Here is a 24,245-nt window from a genome sequence, read left to right on the forward strand (position 1 = left end):
GCCCTGAAAGACGAAGCATGTACCGTTACGACGAGTTCGACCAGGATTTCGTACAGGCCCGTGTCGCCGAGTTCAGCGACCAGGTGCAGCGCCGGCTTGCCGGCGAGATCACCGAGGACCAGTTCCGGCCGCTCAGGCTGATGAATGGCGTCTATCTGCAGCTGCACGCCTATATGCTGCGCATCGCCGTGCCCTACGGCACGTTGAACAGCAGGCAATTGCGCATGCTCGGCCACATCGCGCGCAAATACGACAAGGGCTACGGCCATTTCACCACGCGCCAGAACATCCAGTTCAACTGGCCGGCCCTGTCGGACATCCCTGCGATCCTCGCCGATCTGGCGAGCGTCGAGATGCACGCCATCCAGACCAGCGGCAACTGCATCCGCAACGTCACCGCCGACCATTTCGCGGGAGCCGCCGCCGACGAGGTCGCCGATCCGCGTCCCTATGCGGAAATCCTGCGCCAATGGTCGTCGGTGCATCCCGAGTTCTCGTACCTGCCGCGCAAGTTCAAGATCGCGGTGACCGGCGCCGAGCGCGACCGCGCCGCCATCCAGACGCATGACATCGGCCTGCATCTGAAGAAGAACGCGGCCGGCGAGCTGGGCTTTGCCGTCTACATAGGCGGCGGCCAGGGCCGCACGCCGATGGTGGCGAGAAAGATCCGCGACTTCCTGCCGGAGGCGGAGTTGCTGTCCTACTGCACGGCCATCTTGCGCGTGTACAACCTCTACGGCCGTCGCGACAACAAGTTCAAGGCGCGCATCAAGATCCTGGTGCACGAGACCGGCGTGGAGGAGATTACCCGCCAGGTCGAGGCCGAGTGGCAGGCGCTGAAGGACGCCGAGCTCAAGTTGCCGGAAGCCGATATCCAGGCGATCAACGCCTATTTCGCGCCGCCGGCGCTGGTTTCCCGACCGGAAGGCGATGACGCGGTGAAACAGGCCAGGCTCGATTCCAAGAGCTTTTCGGAATGGCTCGACCAGAATGTCGTGACGCATCGCCATCCCGACTATGCGGCGGTGACCATCTCGCTCAAGGGCATCGGCGAGGTGCCCGGCGACGCAACGGACAGCCAGATGGAAGCGGTTGCCGACATCGCCGAGAAATACGCCTTCGACGAATTGCGCGTCAGCCACGAACAGAACCTGATCCTGCCGCATGTGGCGCGCGCCGACCTCAAGGCGGTCTACGACGCGCTGGTCGAGATCGGCCTGGCGACAGCCAATTCCAATCTGATCAGCGACATCATCTCCTGCCCGGGGCTCGATTATTGCGCGCTGGCCACGGCGCGCTCGATCCCGGTAGCGCAGGAAATCTCGCGCCGCTTCGCCTCGCTGGAGCGGCAGCGCGAGATCGGCGAGTTGAAGCTGAAGATCTCCGGCTGCATCAATGCCTGCGGCCACCACCATGTCGGCCATATCGGCATTCTGGGCGTGGAGAAGAAAGGCACCGAGCTCTATCAGGTGACGCTCGGCGGTTCGGCCGACGAAAACACATCCGTCGGCGAGATCATCGGCCGCGGCTTCTCCTCGGATGAGATCACCGATGCCATCGAGCAGATCGTGGATACCTATCTCGGCCTTCGGCTCAGTCCTGACGAACGTTTCATCGACGCCTACCGCCGTGTCGGTCCCGCGCCGTTCAAGGAGGCGCTCTATGCTGGCGAAACCAAGGCCGCTTGACCGGACAGGCGAAGTCGAGACCGGCGTTGCCGCCGAGGCAGCGGGGCTCGACGCGCTGTTGGGCCATCTGAAGCCGATCGAGATCATCGAACGGTCGGCGCACGAATTCCGCGGCGCGGTCGCTGCGGTGTCTTCCTTCGGCGCGGACTCCGCCGTGCTGCTGCACATGATTTCGGAGATCGACCGCGCGCTGCCGGTCATCTTCCTCGACACCGGCAAGCATTTCGAGGAGACGCTCGGCTATCGCGACGCGCTGGTCGCCGATTTCGGCCTCACCGACATTAGGGTGATCAAGCCGGAAGAGACCGCGCTCCAACGCGTCGATCCGACCGGCAGGCTGCACGAGACCGACACCGATTCCTGCTGCAATGTGCGCAAGGTCGAGCCGCTGGCGCGCGGCGTCGAACCGTTCCGCGCCTGGTTCACGGGGCGCAAGCGCTTCCAGGCTTCGACGCGCACGGCTTTGCCCGTCTTCGAGGCCGTCGGCTCGCGCATCCGCATCAATCCGCTGGCGCATTGGACGACATCGGACCAGGCCGACTATATGCGGGCGCATGCGCTGCGCGAAAATCCGCTGGTCGCCTATGGCTATCTCTCGATCGGCTGCTTCCCCTGCACGCAGCCGGTGCAGCCGGGCGAGGATGCGCGCAGCGGCCGCTGGGCGGGGCACGCCAAGACCGAGTGCGGCATTCATTTGTCGGGGCTGGAAAAGTCGCTGACCGACGCCTCACTTTAGGATACGCCGATATTCAGGTGATGCCGGCCTGCAAATGGCGACTTCCTGCGCTTCCGGTGCTCACGTACTTCAAGTACGCTCCGCTCCGGTTCTCGGAAGCCACCATTTTCGGCTCGGCCTGACCTGAATCTCGACATATCCCTTGGGACTCTTTGGAACTTTAGGAATTTTGATGACTGGATCGACGACAGCGGGGACCCGCCTCTGGACCCGTGACGGTTTTCGCGAGGATGAGTGGACCCACGCCGAAAGCGCCGAGGCGCTTGCCGGCAACGGCCGTTTCATCCTGCCTCTGCAGGCCTTTCTCGGGCTGGATGAAGACGTTCGCAAGTCAGCCAAGGAGCGTCTCGGCGTCCTGCTGCAGCCCGGCGACGAGCTGGACAAGATAACTGGCCTGCTCGACCAGCTGTCGCTGGTGGCGCTGGCCTTCCCGGCCTTCAATGACGGCCGCTCTTTTTCCAAGGGCGAATTGCTGCGCGCTCGGCATCAATTCAAGGGCGCGGTGCGCGCCACCGGGCAGGTGCTGGTCGACCAGCTGCCGCATATGCTGCGGCTCGGCTTCGACGAGTTTGAGGTCTCCAATCCGGTGCTCTTGAAGCGGCTGGAGGAAGGCCGCACCGGCGGCTTGCCGCTTTACTATCAGCCGGCCGTCCAACCGGAGGCCAAGGGTCCAAAATATTCCTGGCGGCGCAAGCGCCCCAGCTGACGCGGCATTTCATAGGGTAAATGAAACGCTGTGGTCCGACCAGCGTCACGCATTTTGTTGGTCAGCCCAGCTCAAGATAGGTTTGGAAAGCGCGCTGCGCTGGTCTGGTCAGACCACATTGGCGATTCGGGCTTCCGCTTCGGCCGACCTGCCCTTAGGATAGGCCATTACTTCGTACCACGAAATAATGGCCAGCTAAGGGAGGAAGCAGCATGGCAGGCAAGAAGATATTGATGCTCGTTGGCGAGTTCAGCGAGGAATACGAGATTTTCGTCTTCGAGCAGGCCATGCACGCGGTCGGCCACACCGTCCATGTCGTGTGCCCGGACAAGAAGGCCGGCGACGTGCTCAAGACCTCATTGCACGACTTCGAGGGCCACCAGACTTATACCGAAAAACCCGGTCACGATTACATCCTCAACAAGACATTCGCCGAAGTGAACCCTGCCGACTACGATGCTGTCTATGCGGCGGGCGGCCGCGGGCCGGAATACATCCGCATCGACAAGCGCGTGCAGGCGCTGGTCAGGCATTTCCATGAAACCGGCAAGCCGATCTTCACCATCTGTCATGGCGCGCAGATCCTGATCGCGGTCGACGGCGTGGTGCGCGGCAAGGAAGTGGCGGCGCTGCATTATTGCGAGCCGGAAGTGACGCTTGCCGGCGGCATCTATATCGATGTCGCGCCGACCGGCGCCCATGTCGACGGCAATCTGGTTTCAGCCAAGGGCTGGCCGGGCCTAGCCGCCTTCATGCGGGAATGCCTGAAGGTGCTCGGCACCGAGATCCGTCACGGCGAAGTGCTGATGCGCGACGACAGAAAGGCGGCCTGAAACTTGTCGGTTGCGGCGCGCGGCTACTGACGCCGCGGGTCGTCCGCGTTCTCCGCCTCGGCGCCGTCGAGGCGGTCAAGCAGGTCGGTCAACTGCCGGGGCATCTCCCTTTCCAGGCGAAATACCGGCAAGGTGCGCAGAAAGCGCTTCGTCGCTTCGCTGCCCGCCTGCCGCCTGATATCGTTGGCCAAGTCGGCGCGCCTGTTGCCGCTGTTGCCGTTCATCGTCCCAAAATCCTGTGTCGGCTTCGAAACTCCCGCGGGCGGTTCATGGTTCCCGTGGCAGTGCTCGAGAGCAAGCAAAGCTGCGTGATACGGTAAAGTTTGAATTAATTTGGAACGGCAGCCTGCCACCAGCCGCCTGCGCTTGCCCCTTGATTTTTGCCCTCCAAACCTCGATATCGGGCGCAAATCCAGAGCAATTCGAAATGACGGGAAACGCGATGAGCGACCAGGCAAAAGACGAACGCACGCCCGAAGAGATCGAAGCCGCCGAGGCTTCCGGCGAGCGTGCGGAGGGCGGCGTCGACGGCGACTACGAAGCGCTGGTGCGGCTGCTGAAGGAAAACGAGGAACTGAAGGACCGCGCGCTGCGCGCGGCGGCCGAAATGGAGAATTTGCGGCGGCGCACCGCGCGCGACGTCCAGGACGCCCGCGCCTATGCCGTCGCCAATTTCGCGCGCGACATGCTGTCGGTGTCCGACAATCTGCGCCGCGCGCTGGACGCGATTCCCGCCGAGGCAAAGGCCAGCGGCGACGCCGGCTTCAAATCGCTGATCGAAGGGGTCGACCTTACCGAGCGCGCCATGCTTTCGGCGCTGGAGCGCCACGGCGTGAAGAGACTCGCGCCCGAAGGCGAGAAGTTCGATCCGAACTTCCACCAGGCGATGTTCGAGATCCCCAATCCGGATGTTCCCGCAGGCACTGTCGTCCAGGTGGTGCAGCCGGGCTATTCCATCGGCGAGCGCGTGCTGCGGCCAGCGATGGTCGGTGTCGCCAAGGGCGGCCCGAAGGCGGCCGCCGAGGCCAAGGTCGAGCCGGGCCCGGTGAACGAGCAGGCCGAGAAGGATGCGTGAGAGGGAGTAGCGAATAGGGAGTAGTGAGTAGGGGCTGATATTTATCCGCGGCTTCGTGCTATTTCCCTACTCACTATTCGCTACTCACTACTCGCTCGCCCATGAATCCCATCGCGTTGCTCGACTATGCTGGCGTGGCCGTCTTCGCGGCGACGGGCGCGCTTGCCGCATCGCGCAAAGAACTCGACATCATCGGCTTTCTGTTCCTGGCCAGCGTCACCGGCATCGGCGGCGGGACGCTGCGCGACGTCATCCTCAACCTGCCGGTGTTCTGGGTCGCAAACAGCGGCTATGTGCTGATCTGCGCCGTCGTCGCGGTGCTGGTCTTCTTCAGCGCCCACCGGTTCGAATCCCGCTACAAGCTGCTGCTGTGGCTCGATGCCGTCGGCCTTGCCGCTTTTTCGGTGATGGGCGCGGCCAAGGGGCTGGCGATCACCGGCTCGCCTGTCGTGTCGGTCATCACCGGCGTCTTGACGGCGACCTTCGGCGGCATTCTGCGCGACCTGCTTGCCGGCGAGCCATCGGTGCTGCTCAGGCCCGAGATCTATGTCACGGCCGCGCTTGCCGGCGCCGCCATCTTCACCCTTGGCGATCTTGCCGGCCTGCCGGCGCTGGCGTCCAGCCTGCTCGGCTTCGCGGGCGCATTCGCGGTGCGCGGCGGAGCGCTTAAATTCGGCTGGTCATTTCCGGCCTATAAAAGCCGGCCGGGGCGAAGGCCGGAGGATATTCCCTGAGGGAGCGAGTAGCGAATAGGGAGTAGCGAATAGGGGTTGAACGGAACAGATCCCGCCACTTTCTTCTATTCGCTATTCGCTATTCGCTATTCGCTATTCGCTATTCGCTATTCGCTATTCGCTATTCGCTATTCGCTATGCCGCGAAACGCTGCCCTTCACCGCCATAGTAGTTGACGTAGCGGGCGCCGATCTCCTTGACCGGCATGACGACGAAGACGTCGACGGTCGAGAATTCGTGGTCGATGACGCAGCCGTCGCCGATGCGGGCACCGACGCGCAGATAGCCCTTGACCAGCGGCGGCATGGCGGCGATCGCCGCCTTGGCGTTCACCGCCTCGATCGGCATCAGGTCCATCGAACAGTAGCGTCCCGGAACCGCGCGAACATCCCAGGCGGAGTTGGTGCGGCAATGATGGGCGAGATAGGTCAGCGCCTCGGCATGCGCCGCCGGCACGATGCCATGGAACGAGGCGCAGCCGGTCATCACGCCGATGTCGTAGTGGTTGATATAGGCCCAGATGCCTTGCCAGAGCGCCTCGATGGTGCGTTTGGAGCGGTATTCCGGCAGAACGCAGGAACGGCCGAGTTCGAGGAAGCGCTGGCCGGGATGCCGCGCAATCAGCTTGGTAAGCTCGAACTCGCCCTCGGAATAGAAGCCGCCGGCCGTCGCGGCGATTTCCTGCCGCAGCAGGCGGTAGGTGCCGACGATGCGGCGGTGCTCAGGGCCGGGAAGGGAATTGTCCAACACCAGAAGGTGATCGCAGAGCGGGTCGAACCGGTCGGCGTCGCGCCGGTCCTGCGCCTGGAACAGGTCCTTCCTCGCGCCAAGCTCGTCGTAGAATACCCGGTAGCGCACTTCCTGGGCGGCGGCGATCTCGGCCTCGTTGCGCGCGAGCCGCACTTCGAGATTGCCGATGCGGCCCAGCGGAGCGCCGCTTGCGACGGCGTCGGCGGTACGAGCGGCGAGCAGGGCGCCGCCGGCATTCGGCCGAGTGTCACATTCAGGCACGACTGTATGCACGAGTGATTCTCCTTCGAGCCATCCCTCTTGGCACGGGGATACGGTGTAGGTGCAACAGGATTGTGACAGTACCGTGATACGACGTGGCGGGCAATACTTTGTCGGCTGGGCAATACACTCAACCGGCTATTTTGTGATCGCGAAAGCCAAGCAAGCCAAGGCGTTCAACGGTTAGAAATTTCCTCAGGCGGCAACCTGGCCCTCGACCGCCTGGACGAGCGCGTCCGGGTCAAGCGGCTTGGTCACGAAACCGCTGGCGCCATGGGCAAGCACAGCATGCCGGGTCTTTTCCTGGCTGTCGGCCGAAAGCACCATGATCGGAATCGGGGGCATGGCCAGGGACTCTTCATGGCGACGTATGGCGGCGATCGCGTCCAGCCCGTCCATGACAGGCATATGCAGGTCCATCAGCACCACATCGAAGCGGAACTTGAGGCCGGCATCGGTAACGGCATCGACCGCGGCCTTGCCGTTGCCGACGATCTTGACGCGGTGTCCGGCCTTGAGCAGCGTGGCGCGGGCGAGCATGGCGTTGATGTCGTTGTCTTCCGCGATCAGCACCGACAGGCCCTGGTCGCGCTTGCGCACCGAGGGGGCGCCGCGCGGCTTCGGCAGCGGCTTGGCTAGCGCCGAGCCATGGCTGGTCAACAGCACGCGCAGCAGGGTCTCGCCCCGTACCGGCCGGGCCAGGAAGGTGGCATAGCCGCTGGCCCGGAATTCGCCGAGCATGCCGCGATCCGTCGGCGCAATCAGGGTGATGGCCTCGCAGTCGGCAAAGCCAGAATCGCGCAGCCGCTTGAGCAGCCTCCCGTCGCTGTTTTCGAGCGCGGCATCGATCAAAAGGACGTTGCAGCCCGCAGCGAAGGTGGCGGCCTGGCCCGGTGTCGCGGCAACCTCGACGATGCCGCCATGGGCCTTGATCGCGCGGGCGATGGCATCGGCCTCGATGGCGTTTTTCGACACGATTACGGCCCGCCGGTCGGCAAGGATGTTGTGGCGATGCGGCGGCGGCTCGGTCGCGGCGACCGCCGGAAGCTCCAGGACGAATTCGGATCCTTCGCCGAGCCGGCTCGAAACCGAGATCGAGCCGCCCATCGCCGTCGCCAGCCGCTTCGAGATGGCAAGCCCGAGGCCGGCGCCGCCATGCACCCTGGTCGAGGTGCCGTCGGACTGCTCGAATTCCTCGAAAATGCGCTCCATGTCCTCTTCGCGCAGGCCCGGGCCGGTGTCGGCGATGGTGAAGCAGATACGGTCGGTGGTTTCGCTGCGGGCGCGCGCCACGGTGAGCAGCACCCCGCCCGTGTCGGTGAACTTCACCGCATTGCCGATGAGGTTGAGCAGCACCTGGCGCACGCGGCCTGGATCGGCGGTGATCATCTGCGGCACATCGGGCTCGACATGGCAGCCGAGGCCGATGTTCTTGGCGAAAGCCTTTGCGGCCAGAAGTTCGATGATGTTGTCGGCGATCTCGCGCAGCGAGGTCGGTTGGGGCTCGGGTTCGAAGCGGCCGGCCTCGATCTTGGAATAGTCGAGCAGGTCCTCGATGAGCGCGAGCAGCGCGCTGGCCGAGGTGGAAACGGCGCCGACATAGGTGCGCTGTTCGGGCGAGAGGTCGGTATCGGCAAGCAGCTTCGCCATGCCCATGATGCCGTTCATCGGCGTGCGGATCTCATGGCTGACGGTGGCGAGGAAGCGTGACTTGGCCTGGCTGGCATATTCGGCCCGTTCGCGCGCGGTGATCAACGAGGATTCGGCGCGCTTGCGGGCGGTGATGTCGCGGGCGATCGCCCGGTGCGAGACCGCGCCCGTGTCCTTGTCGCGCACCGACAATTCGATCCAGGAGAACCAGCGTGGTCCGTTCGGGGTGCGGATCGCGACATCCGTCGAGCTCAGGCATTCATGATCGGAGAAGGCGGCGTCGGGAACGATGCCGACATCGATGCCAAGCTCGGACAAGGTCTTGCCGGCAAGATCGCGCGCATCGAGCTCGACAAGCGAGGCAAAGACGCTGTTGGCATAAACGATGTGGCCGTCGCGATCACGATGGACGACGAGGTCGCCCAGCGCGTCGATCAGGCCGCGGAAGCGCTCCTCGCTCTCCTGCATCTCCCACATGCGGTCGGCGAGGGTTTCGATCTCGGCGCGGCTGCGCGCGGCGGTCTCGTCGAGAAGCGCTGCGGTGCGGCGCTCATCGCGACGGCTGCGCAGATGCATGGCCAAGCCCGCAAAGGCTATGGCGGCGAGACCGGCGGTGATGATGAGCGGCGCTCCGGTGAGATGCGCGAGCCCCGCCATGATGGCGATGGCAACGATCGTCAGGAACGGCAAGCCTTGGTGGCTGGCCGCGGGCAATTCGGGAGCCAACGGCGGCGCGACGAGCACCTGCCGCTTCGGCGCATCGGCGATGAGCCTGTGAGCGCCGGCGGCTTTGCTGTCCTGTCTGATGTGGGAGTCCGCGACCATGCGCAGATCATGCCAGACAGAAATTATGGAAGGCTGGGAGGGATCGTTCGAATTTTAGCTATTTGAGCGGATTCCGGCTGTCCGCACGCGCGGGCGAAACCGAGCTTCGCGAGGTCGTTGCGAGCTACATATCGACAACGACGCGCCCCCTGACCTTGCCTTCGACGATATCGCGCGCGGCGGCGACAATGCCGTCGAAACCGATCGTGCGGGACAATGTCGACAGCTTCTTGGAGTCGAGGCCGGTGCCGATGCGGCGCCATGCTTCCAGGCGTACCGGCTTCGGCGCCATCACCGAATCGATGCCGAGCAGCGAGACACCGCGCAGAATGAAGGGCGCGACGCTTCCCGGCAGGTCCATGCCGCCGGCCAGGCCGCAGGCGGCGATCGCGCCGCCATAGGAGGTCATCGACAGCACATTGGCCAAGGTATGGCTGCCGACCGAGTCGACGCCGCCTGCCCAGCGCTCCTTGGCGAGCGGTTTCGCGGGCTGGCTGAGCTCTTCGCGCGAGATCACCTCGGCCGCACCAAGGTCGATCAGATAGGGGCTCTCGGCGTTGCGGCCGGTCGAGGCGATGACATGGTAGCCGAGGCTCGACAGGATCGAGATGGCGACCGAGCCGACGCCGCCGGCAGCGCCCGTCACCACCACGGGACCGCGGTCCGGCACGATTCCGTGCCGCTCCAGCGCCATGACCGAGAGCATTGCCGTGTAGCCCGCCGTGCCGACAGCCATCGCATCATGCGCGCTCATGCCCTCGGGCAGCGGCACCAGCCAGTCGCCCTTGACGCGGACGCGGCCGGCATAGGCGCCGTAATGCGTCTCGCCGACGCCCCAGCCGTTGAGGATCACCTTGTCTCCCTTGCGCCAGTCGGCATGCGAGGAGGAGATCACGGTGCCGGCGAAATCGATGCCTGGAACCAGCGGCCAGCGGCGCACGACCGGGGCCTTGCCGGTGATGGCGAGCCCGTCCTTGTAGTTCACCGTCGTCGCCTCGACGGCGACGGTGACATCGCCTTCCATCAGGTCGGCCTCGGTGAGGTCGACGACATCGACGGACTGTTTCTTGTCCGCATCGCGCGAGACGAGGATGGCTTTGAAGGTGTCGGGCATGATTTTCTCCTCGCCTCTGTCTGATGAGGAAGTCTGCGGTTTCAACAGCGTGAGGTCAATTGCCAAGGTCCTGGGACTTGGCTTCGCGCCGCCAGCCGATCAGTTCGTCGAAGACGACAAGCGCTGCGCCGACCGAGATGAAGGTGTCGGCGAGATTGAAGACCGCGAAGGACCAGACGGGCGTGTGGAACAGGATGTAGTCGATGACGTGACCGTAGACGGCGCGGTCGATGATGTTGCCGAGCGCGCCGCCGATGATCAGCGCAAAGCCGATACGAGCGACGACATGGCCGGCCGACGTGCGCGTGGCGAGATAGAGCACGAAGGCGACGACGAGCACGGCGATGACCACCAGGCCGGTATCGCCGAAGGACTGGAACATCGAGAAGGCGATGCCGGTGTTGTAGGTGCGAAACAGCGCCAGGAATGGCAGCAGATCGACCTTCTCCTGAAAGGCGAGACCGTTCTCGACCAGCTGCTTGATCCACTGGTCGAGCGCAATGGCGATGACGACCAGCACGACGTAAGGCGACCAGTATTTCATTTGGCGGTTCTCATCGGATGTCATTGGCAGGCTCGAGCTTCAACGCGCCGCGCCGGATCTCGAACAACATCACGCCGGTGGCGACCGCCAGATTGAGCGAATCGGCCCGGCCTGCCTGGGGAATTCTGAGCAGCCGGTCGCAGCTTTCGGCGAGACTGTTCGGCAGGCCCTGCTGCTCGTTGCCCATCAGCAGCAGGACCGGTCCCCTGGAGAAATCGACCGAGCGATAGTCGACCGCGCCCTTGAGATGGGTTCCGGCGACAAGGCCGGAGAAATCGCGGCGCCAGGCGAGGAAGGCCTGCTCGGTCGCCCTGGCGACCGGCACGGCGAAGATCGAGCCCATGGTGGCGCGCACCGTCTCCAGCGAGAACGGGTCGGTGGTGTCGCCGACCAGGATGACGCCCTTGGCGCCGACGGCGTCGACGGTGCGGATCACGGTGCCGAGATTGCCGGGGTCGCGCACCCGGTCGAGCGCCACCCAGACATCGCCGTCCCTGGCGCGGATGTCCTTCAGCGGCACCGTCTGCTGCGCAAAGACGCCGACCACCATTTGCGGGTTCTCACGGCGGGTGATGGCAGCGAGCACCTTTTCGGAAACTTCGAGCACCATGCCGCCGGCGGCAACGGTCCGCGCTGCGACTTTTTCGACGGCCGGGTTGCCGCGTCCGGCCTTGGCGAAGACCAAGGTCCTGATCGACCAGCCGAGGTCGAGGGCATCGATGACCAGCTTCAGGCCCTCGGCCATGAAGGCGTTCTGCTGGTCGCGGAATTTCTTGAGCGCCAGCGCCTTGATGTCCTTGACCAGGGGATTGGCAAGGCTGGTGACTTCCTTGACCTGCCCGACCGGGCGAGCGCCGTCATGTGCCGTCATTCAAGCCACCCAGCGCGAGAACAGCGAAGTCGACAGCGCGCGGCCGGCGGATTTCTCGCGAATGATCAGCTCGCCGGATTCGACCGTGCCGCCCATACCGGCGAAGGTATCGCGCATCAGCGCATGGATGGCGAAGAAGGAAGCGCGGATCGAATAAGCGGTGAGGACGACGGCCAGCGGTTTCGGCGTCAGGATCGAGCGGCAAAGCTCGGTGAGGCCCGGCAGGTCCTCGAACAATTGCCAGACCTCGCCCTTGGGTCCGCGGCCATAGGCCGGCGGATCGAACAGCACGATGTCGTAGCGGCTGCCGCGGCGTTCCTCGCGCTCGGCGAATTTCATCGCGTCCTCGACGATCCAGCGGATCGGCTTGTCGGCAAGGCCGGCCATCTCCTGGTTCTCGCGCGCCCAGCCGATCGCCTTCTTCGAGGCATCGACATGGGTGACCTCGGCGCCGGCGCGAGCCGCCACCAGCGAAGCGAGGCCGGTATAGCCGAACAGGTTAAGCACCTTGACCGGGCGTCTCGCCGACGCAATCAATCCCGCCATATGGTCCCAATGCGAGGCCTGCTCCGGAAAGACGCCGACATGGCGAAACGAGGTGAAGCGGCCGAGATAATCGATGCCGTCATGCTTCATCGGCCAGGTTTCGCCGAGCGGCGTTTTGGGAAACCGCCAGCGGCCGATGCCTTCTTCGTCGGTGTCGCCGGTGAAGATGGCGTCGGCGCGCTCCCATTCCTTCGCCGGCAGGGCCCGCTGCCAGATTGCCTGGCCCTCGGGGCGCACGATGCGGTACGGGCCGTATTGCTCGAGCTTCTCACCGGCGCCGCTGTCAAGCAGGGCGTAATCGGCGTTTGGCGCGACTTCGAGGATCAACGGCAGGCGCTCGGCAGGCAACGCGCCTTCGCGGCGCGCGAGCACGCGCGGCGCCGGCTTGGCTTCCTGCCGCTCCGCCGGTTTCGTTTCACGGCGCTCGGCAGGTGCGGCCTGCTGCCGTCCGGCCGCGAACGCATCACGCGGGCGGGACTGTTCCGCCCTTGCGGGATGCGGTCGGCCATCGCGGCGTTTGTCGCGAAAAGATTTCAAGAAAGGTCATCTCCGGCGGTTCGGCCCGCTTCTGCCACAGCTCAGCCCACCGGCGCAACAAAGCCTGGCTCATTCAATGGTGCTGTAATCAACTATGCCGGATGCCGAGCAGGCCGAAACAAAGCGAAACGAAGCCAAGCGCCTTCGCCGCGGCCACCGCCATGTGGCCGGTCTCCCAACGCAGCCGGACGGCCTCGAAATTGTCCGGGATCGGTCCGGGCGCCCAGGTCGCAAGAATGTCGTTGGCCGGCTTGACCAGTCCGAACCAGAGCGCCAGCGAGACGGCATAAAGCAGTGTGGCGGCGAGCACGAGCCAGAAGGCTGTCGCTTGGCCGCGCAGCATCCAGGCAAGCAGCGCCGGGCAGAGGATCGCAGCGATATCGAGCGGCGCTCCAATGACGGCAAAGAGCAGGAACTGACCGTTGAAGACCGTCGCCTCTCGCCAGAGCGCCGGCGACCATTTCGTCAGCCTGGGCAGCGATTCCAGCACATGGGCAAAGGACGGCCCAAGGCTGAGCGCCGCGACGAAAGCGGTCAGCACCGACCAGAACAGCAGGGTCCCGCGCATCTCCATTGTGGGGAGAACGGGAACGGGACGCGGGCGTTCCGTGGCAGAAGGTCGCTTGCCGCGATGTGCAGGCCAGCCCTATTGTCCGGCACGCCGGTTAGCCATTCATGTCCCGTTCAGCCCGCCTGCTCGACCTCGTCCAGATCCTTCGCCGCCACCGCCGGCCGGTGAGCGGCCGCACGCTTGCGGACGCAATCGGCGTGTCGATCCGCACCCTCTATCGCGACATCGCGACGCTGCAGGGGCAGGGCGCGCCGATCGAAGGCGAGGCGGGGCTTGGCTATGTGCTGAAGCCCGGCTTCATGCTGCCGCCGCTGATGTTCAGCGACGAGGAGATCGAGGCAATCGTGCTCGGCTCGCGCTGGGTGGCGAAGCAGCCGGACAAAAGGCTGGCGGCCGCCGCGGCGGATGCGCTGGCCAAGATCGCGGCGGTGCTGCCGGATGATCTGCGCGACGATCTCGGCGCGACGACACTGCTCGTCGGGCCGCGCTCGGAAAATGCCGAAGCGATCGACCTCGGCATGGTGCGGCAGGCGATCCGGGACGAGCGCAAGCTTGGCTTCCTCTACCGTGACGCGGGGGGAGCGGCATCGAAGCGTCTGGTCTGGCCGTTCGCGCTCGCCTTCTTCGACAAGGTGCGGGTGATGGTGGCGTGGTGCGAAACGCGCCAGGATTTCCGGCATTTCCGCGCCGACCGGATGTCCGGCCTGACAGCGACAGACATCCGCTATCCGCGCCGCCGCCAGGCGATGCTGAAGGAGTGGCGGGCGAGCCTTGACGCGCCCGGCCGGAACGGCGCGAAAGACGCTTCCGGCTGATCGCTGCTGCCAGAATCTGACAGCAGGTTCGCATATCGTCTCCAAGGTTCAGACACTTTGGAGATCAGATATGACCACGCCGAATTTCGTCATCCTCTATGTCGACAGCCCGGAAAAGAGCGGCGCGTTCTACGCTTCGCTGCTCGGACGCGAGCCGGTCGAATCCTCGCCGACCTTCGTCATGTTCGTGCTCGACAAGGGGTTCAAGCTCGGCCTCTGGTCGCGCCACACGGTGGAACCGGCTGCGGCGGCAGCGGGCGGTGGCGGCGAGCTCGTGATGGCAGTCGAGAACGCGGCAGCGGTCGACGCCACCCATGCGGATTGGGCTGGCAGAGGCCTTAAGGTACTTCAGGCGCCACTAGATCTCGATTTCGGCCGCACCTTCGTCGCCCTCGATCCTGACAATCATCGCCTGCGCGTCTATTGGCCGAATGGGCAGTAGGCAGTAGGCAGTAGGCAGTAGGCAGTAGGTCTATCTTCCCTATTGCCTACTGCCCAATCCCTACTGCCTATTTGAGCGCGTTGTAGACGGCCACGCCGGCGGCGAGATCCTCTAGCGCCGCGCCGACCGACTTGAACAGCGTGATCTCGTCATCGGTTTGCCGGCCCTGTTTCTCGCCGCGCGCGAGCTCGTGCAGGTCGGCGACAATCGCTTCCGGCTTCAACACGCCGGAGGCCAGCGGCTGGACGATGTCGCCTGCCTCCTTGGTGGCGCCGGCGCGGGTGTCGACATAGACCCGGGCGCGCTTGATCGCATCGTCATCGCTCTCGCGCATCGTCGGCGTGAAGCCGCCGACGAGATCGACATGGGCGCCCGGCTTCAGCAGCGCGCCCTTGACCAGCGGCGTGTTCGAGATTGTTGCGGAGGCGACGATATCGGCCTCGGCGAGCTCTCCGTCGAGATCGCCGGCGGCATTTGCCGGAAGACCTTCGGCGCGCAACGCCGCCGCCACTTTTTCGGCATTGGCCGGCGTGCGGTTCCAGATGCGGATGGATGTGATCGGCCTGACCGCCGAATGCGCCTTGGCAAGGAAGGGCGACAGCGCGCCGGCACCGATCACCAGAAGCCGCGAGGCATCCTTGCGGGCGAGATAGGAGGCAGCGAGCGCGGAAGCGCAGGTCGTGCGCCACTGCGTCAGCCTTTGGCCGTCGATCAGCGCTTGCGGCTCGCCGGTGACGCCGTCGAGCAAAAGATAAAGGCCCATGACCGCCGGCTTGCCGATGGCATTGTTGTCCGGCGACACGGTGACGATCTTGACGCCGATATGGCCTCCCTCGGAGGTGCCCGCGGCGTTGAAGTCGGTCCAGGCCGGCATCAAAAGCAAGGTCGAGGCGGCGCCGTCCGGCCGTTCGACGCCATGATGGTGGCGAACCGGCTGCACGGCGCCATCGCGAAAAGCCGTGCGCAATGTCTCGACAAGGCCGGGAAAGGTCAGCGCGCGGTCGACCTCGGCGGCCGAAATGGTCAACATTGAAAGCTCCGTGGTGTCGAAATGACGCTCGACTGTCTTCTACGCAATTCCGGACGGAAAACCGCTACGCACTTTGCCTGGAATTGCCAAAGCGCGTCGCGCTGAAACGGATTCAGGCGACGCGCTTTAAGCCTTTGTTCGATGCGTTGTCCCAGAACCACTGCGCACTTCTGGGCGACATGCATTAGTTCGTCGGGCTGGGCAGCGCCGGTCCCTTGGGCGCCACGGGCGTGCGGCTCACCGCCTGGCGCAGGTTTTCCGCCTCGAGGCCGCGCTGGCGCGCGAGCTTGCGATAGCGCCCCTGCTTCACCCAGGTGGCCAGGCTTCCGACGACCATGCCGATGGCCAAAGCCAGGAACAGGAAGATGAAAAGCGGCAGGTTCAGCGTCAGCGCAGGATTGCCGGGATGAAATGGATCGACCGTGAAGGCGACAGGGCCGCGATTGGCGACGGCGAGCGCGATCAGGATGACGGCCAGCGGCACGAAGACCACGACGAGGATGAAGCGATTGAACATCAAATCTCCATGGAGAGGCTTCTTGAAGCGCGCATGTCCTTGTCCCGAAACCGGTCTCCACTTTCGGGAGACATGCCTTTAGGCGCCAAGATGCCGTTTCGATCCGCCGGCCCGGCGTCTATTTGCCGCCGTTCAGCCTTTCGCGCAACTCCTTGCCGGTCTTGAAGAACGGCACCCATTTTTCCTCGACTTCAACGGATTCGCCGGTGCGCGGGTTGCGACCGGTGCGGGCCGGACGGTTCTTCACCGAAAAGGCGCCGAAACCGCGCAGTTCGACCCGGTTGCCCTCAGCAAGCGCGTCGGTGATCTCGTCAAAGATCGCGCCGACGATGTTTTCGACATCGCGCAGGAAAAGGTGCGGGTTGCGTGCAGCAATGATCTGCACAAGTTCGGATTTGATCATAGAACATTCCCCGTAAAACCACTGCAACCGATTATCAGGATGATTTTATTGCTTTTTCGGCTCGTCCCAACGGCACCTTAAGGGTGCCAGACCGAAACGAGACCGTCAAGAAACAAGCGGTCGGCGCCAAGTTCGTGAATGATATCGCCGCCGGCATCCGGCAGGCCGAGCGCCTTGGCCGCCACTTTTGCCATCGACTGGGAAAACAGGAAACCGCCATGCCTGTCCTTGTCCTTCCACTCGACGACCTTGAGCTTGCTGTCCACGCCCTTCGTCGCCAGCCAGTCGATCGCCTCCTGCTCGCCGCCGACGGCGTCGACCAGGTGGTTGGCCAAAGCCTGGCGGCCGGTGAAGATCGAACCGTCGGCCAGCGCCAGCGCCTGCTCATGCGTCATCTTGCGGCGATCGGCGACGATGCCGACGAACCAGTCGTAGCTGTCGAGGATCAGCTTGCGCACCATGGCGCGCTCGTCGTCATTGGTCGGCTTGAAGGGCGAGGGCGAAGCCTTGAGCGGCGACGATTTCACCTCCTCCAGCTTGATGCCGAGCTTGTCCATGAGACCGCTGACGTCGGGATACTGGATCAGCACCCCGATCGAGCCGACGATCGATGTCTTGCGGGCGACAATGTGGTCGGCTGCACTTGCGATCATATAGCCGGCCGATGCCGCCAGCGTGCCGACTTCGGCCACCACCGGCTTGTCACCGGCAAGCTTGCGCACGGCGTCGAATGTGGACTCGCCGCCGACCGTGGTGCCTCCCGGCGAATCGATCGAAAGGATGACGCCCTTCACCTCCGGCGACTTGCGGATCGATTCCAGCCTTTTGAGCAGCTCCTCGTCCTCGGTGATGGTGCCTTCAACCTTGACCTTGGCGATGTGGGGGACCGCCCGGCCGGTAAAATTGTCGTCATAGACCCAGGTCGAGAAAGCGATGATCGCTGCCGCCAGAACCAGAAACGCGACCACGCGCCAGAATGTCAGCTTGCGGCGCAAGCGGCGGCGGTCGATCAAGTCGTCGGCTCTCATTGCCATTGTCAGCCTCATGGGTGGTGGGAAAGCACGCTTTTAAAGCAAGCTTCTACACACGGCTACCGTTTCCTGGCGCGGGTCATCCGCTTCACAGAACGGTGACCCCTCTACTTTCTTGTCCTGATGCAATTCCTGTCGGAAACCGCTCGCAGCTTTCCCGGAACTGTTCCGAAAGGCCCGGCTTCGGCCTCCGGCGGTGACGCCGGGCTCACGAAAAATTAACGCAAGCAGTCCGTATCTGCTATGAAGTACAGGCCGTCTCGCCGAATTCCTTTCGATTTTGCGCGCGGCAGCTGTCACATTTTTGCAGTTTTCCTCCGCTTGTGCTTGCTTGTAGGTGCCGGCATACCACCTATAGGCGGTGTTTGGGCGGGCAAAGGTCCATTAGAAAAAGTCATGTTGGCGCGATCTGACGAAACGAGCGATGCCGGTGAGGCATCGGCTCCCGCGAACCAAGGCGGCACGCGTGGCGATGCGTTCAACCGCGCCCGGCGGCACTCGCGCCGCGTGCGCGTGCTGAAGTTTGCGGTGCCGCTGCTCGCGGTCGCGATCGCCGTCGCCTTTCCGGTCTATTCCTACCTCAAAGCGCCGCTGTCGGTCTCGGTGCAGGCCGACGGCACGGCGTTTTCCGACGGCAAGCTGGTGATGGCCAATCCGAAGCTCAACGGCTTCACCAAGCAGAAGCTGCCATATTCGCTGACGGCGACCAGGGCGACGCAGGATGTTGGCCAGCAAGCCGTCATCGACCTCGAAGGCATCAACGCCAAACTGCCCGTCGCCACCGACAACATCGTGTCGGTCGATGCCGCGCACGGTATCTACAATCGCGACGCCAACACGATGGATCTGACCAGCGACGTCAGCGTGACGACGACGGATGGCCTGATGGCGAAGTTCAAATCGATCTTCCTAGACATGGGCAAAGGCTCTATGAAGACGAGCAATCCGGTCGACGTCAGCCGTGGCGGGTCGCGCATCACCGCGGACTCGATGTCGGTCGAGGACAATGGCAGGCTCGTGGTCTTCGAGAGCCGGGTTCGCGTCAACATAGATCCAACTGCGCTGAAGGCAGCGGGGGTAAACGGTGGAGAACAGAATGCGTCGCAGTAAATCCGCATGGCTTCCGGGCGCTGCTTCTGCATTGCTGTTCTTGGCAACGGCGCATTCGTTCGCGCAATCGAGCGCGACCAGCCAGATTCCCGGGCTCAAGCTGTCGGGTGACCAGCCGATCCAGATCGAAAGCGACAAGCTCGAGGTCCGCCAGGCCGAAAGCATGGCCGTGTTCAGCGGCAATGTGACGGTTAATCAGGGGCCGACCCTGCTCAAGGCCGGCAAGATGACGGTCTACTATGTCAAGGATGCCAATGCCGGCAAAAGTGCCGCGGCAGGCGCATCGGCGATGACGGGCGCCACCAATATCGACCATCTCGAGGTCGAGAACAAAGTCTACATCAAATCGAACGACCAGATCGCCACCGGCGACACCGGCAAATTCGACATGAAGACGCAGGTGCTGGTGCTTTCCGGCAAGGAAGTGGTGCTGTCGCAGGGCGACAATGTGCTCAAGGGCTGCAAGCTCACCGTGCAGATGAAGAGCGGCCTCGGCAATGTCGAAGGCTGTCCTCGCGTCATCATGATGTTCAAGCCGCAGAAACAGGACGCGCAGCAGGGAGCGTCGAGCAAGTAATGGCCGGCGTGACTTCGCTGCTGGCCCGTCTCCCGGGACGGGCAGCCGCACAACCCGCTGCGCCGGCGACGGTCGGCGCCGACAAGGCGAAGTTCAAGGGCACCCTGATCGCCAAGGGGCTGACCAAGAGCTACAAGGGCCGCAGGGTGGTGAGCGGTGTGACGCTCGGCGTGCGCGCCGGTGAGGCTGTCGGCCTGCTCGGCCCCAACGGCGCGGGCAAGACCACGTGTTTCTACATGGTCACCGGCCTTGTTCCCGTCGACGAAGGTTCGATCGAGATCGACGGCTTCGATGTCACCTCGATGCCGATGTACCGGCGGGCCCGCCTCGGCATCGGCTATCTGCCGCAGGAAGCGTCGATCTTCCGCGGCCTGAATGTCGAGCAGAACATCCGGGCCGTGCTGGAGGTGGTGGAAAAGAGCCGCAAGGAACGCGAGCGCACGCTCGACGAGCTGCTCGAGGAGTTTCACATCAGCCATCTGCGCAAGGCGCCGTCCATGTCGCTGTCGGGCGGCGAACGGCGTCGCCTCGAAATCGCGCGGGCGCTGGCGACGCGGCCTGCCTATATGCTGCTCGACGAGCCCTTCGCCGGCATCGACCCGATCGCCGTCGCCGACATCCAGCAACTCGTTCGCCACCTCACGGCGCGCGGCATCGGCGTCTTGATCACCGACCACAATGTGCGCGAGACGCTCGGCCTGATCGACCGCGCTTACATCATCCATGCCGGTCAGGTGCTGACGCATGGCCGCGCCGACGAGATCGTCGCCAATGCCGATGTGCGGCGTCTCTATCTCGGCGAGGGTTTCACGCTCTGACTGTGGGTTTCGACGCGGTTTGGATGGCGTCGTCACGGCTTTCGGTCATTTTAGCGCTCGATAACGCTCCGGTAAGCCGCAACTGCTAGCGTTTTGCTTGACAAGCAAAAGCCGGGCCAGTTTCTATGCCCGACCGAAAAACAGTCGACGCGTAGACGAGGCGTTTGAAGTCCATCATGGCGCTGGCAGCCAAACTGCAGCTCAGACAATCCCAGTCGCTGGTGATGACGCCGCAGCTGATGCAGTCGATCCGGCTGCTGCAGCTCACCCATGTCGAGCTCGAGCGCTTCATCGACGAGGAGATCGAGCGCAATCCGCTGCTGGAACGGGCCGAGCCGCAGGACGATGCCGCCGGCGATCTATCCCAGAAAGGCGAGACATCGCCGGAAAAGGGCACCGACGGCGACTGGTTCGAGGGCGAGATGGAGTGGAGCGCGGAAGCGATCTCGCAAAAGCTCGATTCTTCCCTGGAGAACCTGTTTCCCGACGACCCAGGCACCAGCGAGAGGCTGGGGCCGGATCTCACGGCGCAATGGAAGTCGGCCGCCGGGGGCGGCGCGGGCGCAGCATCGTCCGAGGGGTTCGACGTTGGCGACATGGCCGCGGCCGCCATCACGCTGCGCGAACATGTCGGCGAGCAGATCGCGCTTGCCTCCCTCAGCCCCGGCGAACGCCTTATTGCGGGTGAGCTGGCCGAAGGGCTCGACGAAGCCGGGTACCTGCGCACCGAACTCGACGAGATCGCGGTTCGGCTCGGCACGGACGGCGCGGCGGTGGCGCGGGTGCTTGGCGTCTGCCAGACCTTCGAGCCGGCAGGACTTTTCGCGCGCGACCTTGCCGAGTGCCTGTCGCTGCAACTGGCGGTGCGCGACCGGCTCGATCCGGCGATGAAGGCGCTGGTCGCCAACCTCGAGCTTCTGGCGCGGCGGGATTTCCAGTCGCTGAAACGTATCTGCGGCGTCGACGAGGAGGACCTGCTCGACATGCTGGCCGAGATCCGCGCGCTCGATCCGCGGCCCGGCCTGGCGTTTTCGGGCGGCGCGAGCGACGCGATCGTCGCCGATGTCGAGGTGCGCGCCGCCAATGACGGCAGCTGGGCGGTGGAGCTCAATGCCGATACGCTGCCGCGCGTGCTGGTGGACAATGTCTATTTCGCCCGCATTTCGAGCCATGCCAAGGACCAGGCGGAAAAAGAGTTTCTCGCCGAATGCCTGCAGAACGCCAACTGGCTGACGCGCAGTCTCGATCAACGGGCCAAGACCATTCTCAAGGTGGCGTCCGAGATCGTGCGGCAACAGGACGCTTTCCTCGTCCATGGCGTGCGTCACCTCAAGCCGCTCAACCTACGTACGGTGGCCGACGCCATCGGCATGCATGAATCGACGGTCAGCCGCGTCACCGCCAACAAATATATGCTGACGCCGCGCGGCGTCTTCGAGCTGCGCTATTTCTTCACCGCGTCGATTGCCTCCGCGGAAGGCGGCGAAGCGCATTCGTCCGAGGCCGTGCGCGACCGCATCAAGCAGATGATCGACGAGGAAAAGCCCATCGACGTGCTTTCCGACGACGCCATCGTCGACATGCTCAAGGAAAGCGGGGTCGACATCGCGCGCCGCACCGTCGCGAAATATCGCGAAGGCATGAACATTCCCTCGTCGGTGCAGCGGCGGCGGGAGAAGCGGGCGCTCGCGAACGCCGGCCGCTAGGCCGATGCGAATCTCGACAAGCCCTGGCCGGTGCGAGACGGTGCTGATTTCCCACAATTCCCGAGTTTCATTGACAAGCCGCAATGAAGTGTCTAGAAGCCCGCCCGCATGGAGCAGGGCGGTGATGCCCGCTAGCGAATGGGTCCGTCAGACACGGCCATGGACGGCCAAGAAGGCGACTTGTGATCAACCGGAAAGTTCGGGTCTAAAATCGGCGCGCATGCCGCTGCAAAGCTTGTGCGCGCGCACCACGGGTATAAACTCGGGAACAGTTTGAAGCCTGAGCAAGGAAGGTCAGTTTTCAGATGAATCTACGCATTTCGGGAAAACACATGGACATCGGCGATGCGTTCCGCACGCGCATCAACGACCGGGTCGGCGAGGCGATCGAGAAATATTTCGATCGGGGTTTTTCAGGACATGTCACGGTCATCAAATCGGGGTCGCGTTTCTCCGCCGACTGCATGGTCCGGCTCGATTCCGGCGCTTCTTTGCAGGCGACCGGCGACGCCCAGGACCCGACGCTTGCCTTCGAGGCGGCGGCCGACCGCCTGGAAACGCGGCTGCGGCGCTACAAGCGCCGGCTGAAGTCGCGCAACACCGGCAACGGCAATGGCGAAGAGCCGACCGACATCGCCTACACCGTGATGGCTCCCCTCACCGATGACGAGGAAGACATTCCGGAGGACTTCGCTCCGGTCATCGTCGCCGAATCAAGCTTGACGCTGCGGACCATGTCGGTGGCTTCGGCGGTCATCGAGCTCGACAACAGCGACAGCCCGGTCTTCCTGTTCCGCAACGCTGGAACCGACCATCTCAACATCGTCTACCGCCGGCCGGATGGCAACATCGGCTGGATCGATCCGTCGACGACCAAAGTCGCGCAAGGATAAAAGCCACCGCGCAAGGGGGCGACGACTGGCGCGGCAGGCGAGCAAGGGATTTTTCAAGCATGGATCTCAGCGATCTCATCAGCGTTCCGGCGATCATGCCGGCGTTGAAGGCGAATTCCAAAAAGCAGCTTCTGCAATTGCTGTCGGAGAGGGCGGCGGCGATTTCGGGGATTCCGGAGCGGGAGGTGTTCGACACCATCCTGCAGCGCGAGCGGCTGGGCTCGACCGGCGTCGGCAACGGCATTGCCATTCCTCATGGCAAGCTCGCCGGCGTGAAGCGGATCGCCGGCGTCTTCGCCCGGCTGGAAACGCCAGTCGATTTCGAGGCGCTGGACGACCAGCCGGTCGACCTGGTGTTTTTGCTGCTTGCGCCGGAAGGTGCCGGCGCCGACCATCTCAAGGCGCTGTCGCGCATCGCACGCGTGCTGCGCGATGCCGACACGGTGGCCAAGATCAGGGGCACGCGCGACGCGGTGGCGATCCACGCGCTCTTGTCGGATACGCAGGCCTCGCACGCGGCCTGACGTTTTGGGATCGAACCTGGTTTTTGGGATGAAACCCTAGAGGGGCCGCCGGGAGCGGCCCTTTCCATTTCAGACTGCCAGCAATCGCCTTAGTGAATGGCGACAGTGGTCAGGTCGTTCTCCAACGCACCCGCCAGTGCCCGGTCACGGGCGTCGGAAAGCAGAATCGGCTGGCCGTTGGCGGCAAACAGCGCCCACAGCTCCAGGCCGGGTGCGATCTCGCCGAGGCCGGGGAAGCGGCCGCGCAGGTCGTCGCTCGACACTTTCCTGAGATAAGCGACCGAACCTTCGCCGAGATGGGCGAGTTCGCCGCTGGTCATGGTGATCGTTTCGTCAGTTCTGGTCATTTCAAGCCTCCTTGGCGCGAGGACGCCAGGATCGGCCGCCTCGCATAGAGCCATCGGCAAAGGTCAGTCTTTCACCGATATGTTTATTTTCCGTACCATCCGCTCGGACTCCGGCCGATCGAGATCGATCGACAGCAGACCGTTCTTCAGTTCCGCCGCGATCACACGCATGCCGTCGGCCAGCACGAAGCAGCGCTGGAACTGGCGCGCGGCGATGCCGCGGTGCAGGAATTCGCGCTCGGTGTCGTCGGTCTGACGACCGCGCACGATCAGCTGGTTTTCCTCCGTGGTGACATCGAGGTCGCTTTCTGCAAAACCGGCAACCGCAAGCGTGATGCGCAGCCTTTCGGCCTTGCCGTCGGCGGCATTGAGGCGCTCGATATTGTACGGAGGGTAGCTGTCGCCGGACTTCGCCAGACGCTCAAGCGTCTTTTCCATGGCATCAAAACCCAGGAGAAGCGGGCTGGAGAAAGGCGTCATTCGACTCATTGTTACACTGTCCTCTGAAGAGCGACACAAACTGGAAAAACCCGGATGGCATTTTTCCCGATGGTCTTGATATGGTCCGTCGCGTGATCAAGTTCAAGCCGC

General features: G+C 63.9%; 28 protein-coding genes. 14 read left to right on the forward strand and 14 right to left on the reverse strand.

Translation table 11 applies throughout. The annotated features are described in order from the left end of the window. Nucleotides 1–17 precede the first annotated feature (17 nt). The 4 genes from LB523_RS21840 to LB523_RS21855 all read left to right on the forward strand — a co-directional run bounded on the left by LB523_RS21840 (nucleotide 18) and on the right by LB523_RS21855 (nucleotide 3,963). Nucleotides 18–1,688, forward strand: coding sequence for a nitrite/sulfite reductase (locus LB523_RS21840; RefSeq protein ID WP_224606863.1), 1,671 nt, complete (start codon nucleotides 18–20; stop codon nucleotides 1,686–1,688). Next, nucleotides 1,663–2,424, forward strand: a complete 762-nt coding sequence (locus tag LB523_RS21845; RefSeq protein ID WP_095769247.1) for a phosphoadenylyl-sulfate reductase — start codon at nucleotides 1,663–1,665, stop codon at nucleotides 2,422–2,424. The genes LB523_RS21840 and LB523_RS21845 overlap by 26 nt, the downstream gene beginning before the upstream one ends. Nucleotides 2,425–2,596: 172 nt before the next feature. Continuing rightward, on the forward strand, nucleotides 2,597–3,130 hold the full coding sequence (locus LB523_RS21850) for a DUF934 domain-containing protein (protein ID WP_224606866.1): 534 nt from the start codon (nucleotides 2,597–2,599) through the stop codon (nucleotides 3,128–3,130). A 212-nt stretch (nucleotides 3,131–3,342) separates the two neighbouring features. Next, nucleotides 3,343–3,963 carry a DJ-1/PfpI family protein gene (locus tag LB523_RS21855; protein ID WP_095769249.1) on the forward strand — a complete coding sequence of 207 codons (621 nt, stop codon included), beginning with the start codon at nucleotides 3,343–3,345 and terminating at the stop codon, nucleotides 3,961–3,963. Between the two features lie 23 nt (nucleotides 3,964–3,986). Here the strand turns inward: LB523_RS21855 and LB523_RS21860 are convergent, their stop codons facing one another. Beyond that, nucleotides 3,987–4,187: a hypothetical protein gene (locus tag LB523_RS21860; RefSeq protein WP_224606869.1), complete on the reverse strand. Its 201-nt coding sequence runs from the start codon at nucleotides 4,185–4,187 to the stop codon at nucleotides 3,987–3,989. Nucleotides 4,188–4,405: 218 nt separating this feature from the next. On the opposite strand from LB523_RS21860, the gene grpE reads away from it, so the two are divergent. Then, the gene (gene grpE, locus LB523_RS21865) at nucleotides 4,406–5,038 is read left to right on the forward strand and encodes a nucleotide exchange factor GrpE (RefSeq protein WP_224606873.1); all 633 of its coding nucleotides are present in this window, start codon (nucleotides 4,406–4,408) and stop codon (nucleotides 5,036–5,038) included. Between the two features lie 101 nt (nucleotides 5,039–5,139). Further along, entirely contained in the window at nucleotides 5,140–5,772 is a 633-nt protein-coding gene (locus tag LB523_RS21870) for a trimeric intracellular cation channel family protein (RefSeq protein WP_224606875.1), read from the forward strand. A gap of 135 nt (nucleotides 5,773–5,907) precedes the next feature. Here the strand turns inward: LB523_RS21870 and LB523_RS21875 are convergent, their stop codons facing one another. The 7 genes from LB523_RS21875 to LB523_RS21905 form a co-directional block, all read right to left on the reverse strand. Further along, nucleotides 5,908–6,795 carry a GNAT family N-acetyltransferase gene (locus tag LB523_RS21875; protein ID WP_095769253.1) on the reverse strand — a complete coding sequence of 296 codons (888 nt, stop codon included), beginning with the start codon at nucleotides 6,793–6,795 and terminating at the stop codon, nucleotides 5,908–5,910. 183 nt (nucleotides 6,796–6,978) lie between these two features. After that, the gene (locus tag LB523_RS21880; protein WP_224606877.1) at nucleotides 6,979–9,258 is read right to left on the reverse strand and encodes a PAS domain-containing hybrid sensor histidine kinase/response regulator; all 2,280 of its coding nucleotides are present in this window, start codon (nucleotides 9,256–9,258) and stop codon (nucleotides 6,979–6,981) included. Between the two features lie 124 nt (nucleotides 9,259–9,382). After that, entirely contained in the window at nucleotides 9,383–10,372 is a 990-nt protein-coding gene (locus tag LB523_RS21885) for an MDR family oxidoreductase (protein WP_224606879.1), read from the reverse strand. A 55-nt stretch (nucleotides 10,373–10,427) separates the two neighbouring features. Further along, nucleotides 10,428–10,916: a signal peptidase II gene (gene lspA / locus LB523_RS21890; RefSeq protein WP_224606881.1), complete on the reverse strand. Its 489-nt coding sequence runs from the start codon at nucleotides 10,914–10,916 to the stop codon at nucleotides 10,428–10,430. 10 nt (nucleotides 10,917–10,926) lie between these two features. Continuing rightward, nucleotides 10,927–11,787: a TrmH family RNA methyltransferase gene (locus LB523_RS21895; RefSeq protein WP_224606883.1), complete on the reverse strand. Its 861-nt coding sequence runs from the start codon at nucleotides 11,785–11,787 to the stop codon at nucleotides 10,927–10,929. Beyond that, on the reverse strand, nucleotides 11,788–12,870 hold the full coding sequence (locus tag LB523_RS21900; protein WP_224606885.1) for a class I SAM-dependent rRNA methyltransferase: 1,083 nt from the start codon (nucleotides 12,868–12,870) through the stop codon (nucleotides 11,788–11,790). Nucleotides 12,871–12,958: 88 nt separating this feature from the next. Next, the gene (locus LB523_RS21905; RefSeq protein WP_224606887.1) at nucleotides 12,959–13,444 is read right to left on the reverse strand and encodes a DUF1772 domain-containing protein; all 486 of its coding nucleotides are present in this window, start codon (nucleotides 13,442–13,444) and stop codon (nucleotides 12,959–12,961) included. Nucleotides 13,445–13,545: 101 nt separating this feature from the next. Here LB523_RS21905 and LB523_RS21910 point away from each other — a divergent pair, with 101 nt between their 5' ends. Then, complete coding sequence (locus LB523_RS21910) at nucleotides 13,546–14,256, forward strand: helix-turn-helix transcriptional regulator (protein ID WP_224606890.1); 711 nt, start codon at nucleotides 13,546–13,548, stop codon at nucleotides 14,254–14,256. A 70-nt stretch (nucleotides 14,257–14,326) separates the two neighbouring features. Then, a complete protein-coding gene (locus LB523_RS21915; RefSeq protein ID WP_224606893.1) occupies nucleotides 14,327–14,698 on the forward strand; it encodes a VOC family protein in 372 nt (123 codons plus the stop codon). A gap of 67 nt (nucleotides 14,699–14,765) precedes the next feature. Here the strand turns inward: LB523_RS21915 and LB523_RS21920 are convergent, their stop codons facing one another. The 4 genes from LB523_RS21920 to sppA form a co-directional block, all read right to left on the reverse strand. Next, the gene (locus tag LB523_RS21920; RefSeq protein WP_224606896.1) at nucleotides 14,766–15,728 is read right to left on the reverse strand and encodes an ornithine cyclodeaminase family protein; all 963 of its coding nucleotides are present in this window, start codon (nucleotides 15,726–15,728) and stop codon (nucleotides 14,766–14,768) included. 184 nt (nucleotides 15,729–15,912) lie between these two features. Continuing rightward, on the reverse strand, nucleotides 15,913–16,245 hold the full coding sequence (locus LB523_RS21925; RefSeq protein ID WP_224606899.1) for a LapA family protein: 333 nt from the start codon (nucleotides 16,243–16,245) through the stop codon (nucleotides 15,913–15,915). Nucleotides 16,246–16,363: 118 nt separating this feature from the next. After that, a complete protein-coding gene (locus tag LB523_RS21930; RefSeq protein ID WP_027165368.1) occupies nucleotides 16,364–16,648 on the reverse strand; it encodes an integration host factor subunit beta in 285 nt (94 codons plus the stop codon). 77 nt (nucleotides 16,649–16,725) lie between these two features. After that, nucleotides 16,726–17,682: a signal peptide peptidase SppA gene (sppA, locus tag LB523_RS21935; RefSeq protein WP_224606902.1), complete on the reverse strand. Its 957-nt coding sequence runs from the start codon at nucleotides 17,680–17,682 to the stop codon at nucleotides 16,726–16,728. A 393-nt stretch (nucleotides 17,683–18,075) separates the two neighbouring features. Here sppA and lptC point away from each other — a divergent pair, with 393 nt between their 5' ends. The 6 genes from lptC (at nucleotide 18,076) to ptsN (ending at nucleotide 23,307) form a co-directional block, all read left to right on the forward strand. Then, complete coding sequence (gene lptC, locus LB523_RS21940) at nucleotides 18,076–18,789, forward strand: LPS export ABC transporter periplasmic protein LptC (protein WP_224606905.1); 714 nt, start codon at nucleotides 18,076–18,078, stop codon at nucleotides 18,787–18,789. Beyond that, on the forward strand, nucleotides 18,776–19,366 hold the full coding sequence (locus LB523_RS21945) for an LptA/OstA family protein (protein ID WP_224606907.1): 591 nt from the start codon (nucleotides 18,776–18,778) through the stop codon (nucleotides 19,364–19,366). Before lptC ends, LB523_RS21945 begins: the two co-directional genes overlap by 14 nt. Beyond that, nucleotides 19,366–20,184, forward strand: coding sequence for an LPS export ABC transporter ATP-binding protein (lptB, locus tag LB523_RS21950; protein ID WP_224606910.1), 819 nt, complete (start codon nucleotides 19,366–19,368; stop codon nucleotides 20,182–20,184). Before LB523_RS21945 ends, lptB begins: the two co-directional genes overlap by 1 nt. 176 nt (nucleotides 20,185–20,360) lie before the next feature. Then, nucleotides 20,361–21,890 carry an RNA polymerase factor sigma-54 gene (gene rpoN, locus LB523_RS21955; RefSeq protein ID WP_224606912.1) on the forward strand — a complete coding sequence of 510 codons (1,530 nt, stop codon included), beginning with the start codon at nucleotides 20,361–20,363 and terminating at the stop codon, nucleotides 21,888–21,890. 305 nt (nucleotides 21,891–22,195) lie between these two features. Beyond that, nucleotides 22,196–22,783 carry a ribosome hibernation-promoting factor, HPF/YfiA family gene (gene hpf / locus LB523_RS21960; protein ID WP_095769268.1) on the forward strand — a complete coding sequence of 196 codons (588 nt, stop codon included), beginning with the start codon at nucleotides 22,196–22,198 and terminating at the stop codon, nucleotides 22,781–22,783. A gap of 59 nt (nucleotides 22,784–22,842) precedes the next feature. Further along, the gene (ptsN, locus tag LB523_RS21965) at nucleotides 22,843–23,307 is read left to right on the forward strand and encodes a PTS IIA-like nitrogen regulatory protein PtsN (RefSeq protein ID WP_042641064.1); all 465 of its coding nucleotides are present in this window, start codon (nucleotides 22,843–22,845) and stop codon (nucleotides 23,305–23,307) included. A gap of 89 nt (nucleotides 23,308–23,396) precedes the next feature. Here the strand turns inward: ptsN and LB523_RS21970 are convergent, their stop codons facing one another. Next, on the reverse strand, nucleotides 23,397–23,654 hold the full coding sequence (locus tag LB523_RS21970; RefSeq protein WP_036257920.1) for a DUF1150 family protein: 258 nt from the start codon (nucleotides 23,652–23,654) through the stop codon (nucleotides 23,397–23,399). 63 nt (nucleotides 23,655–23,717) lie between these two features. Further along, a complete protein-coding gene (locus LB523_RS21975) occupies nucleotides 23,718–24,143 on the reverse strand; it encodes an Hsp20 family protein (protein ID WP_095769269.1) in 426 nt (141 codons plus the stop codon). Nucleotides 24,144–24,245: the final 102 nt, after the last annotated feature.

Origin of the sequence: Mesorhizobium sp. ESP-6-4 (genome assembly GCF_020164735.1) — a bacterium.
GTDB lineage: Bacteria > Pseudomonadota > Alphaproteobacteria > Rhizobiales > Rhizobiaceae > Mesorhizobium.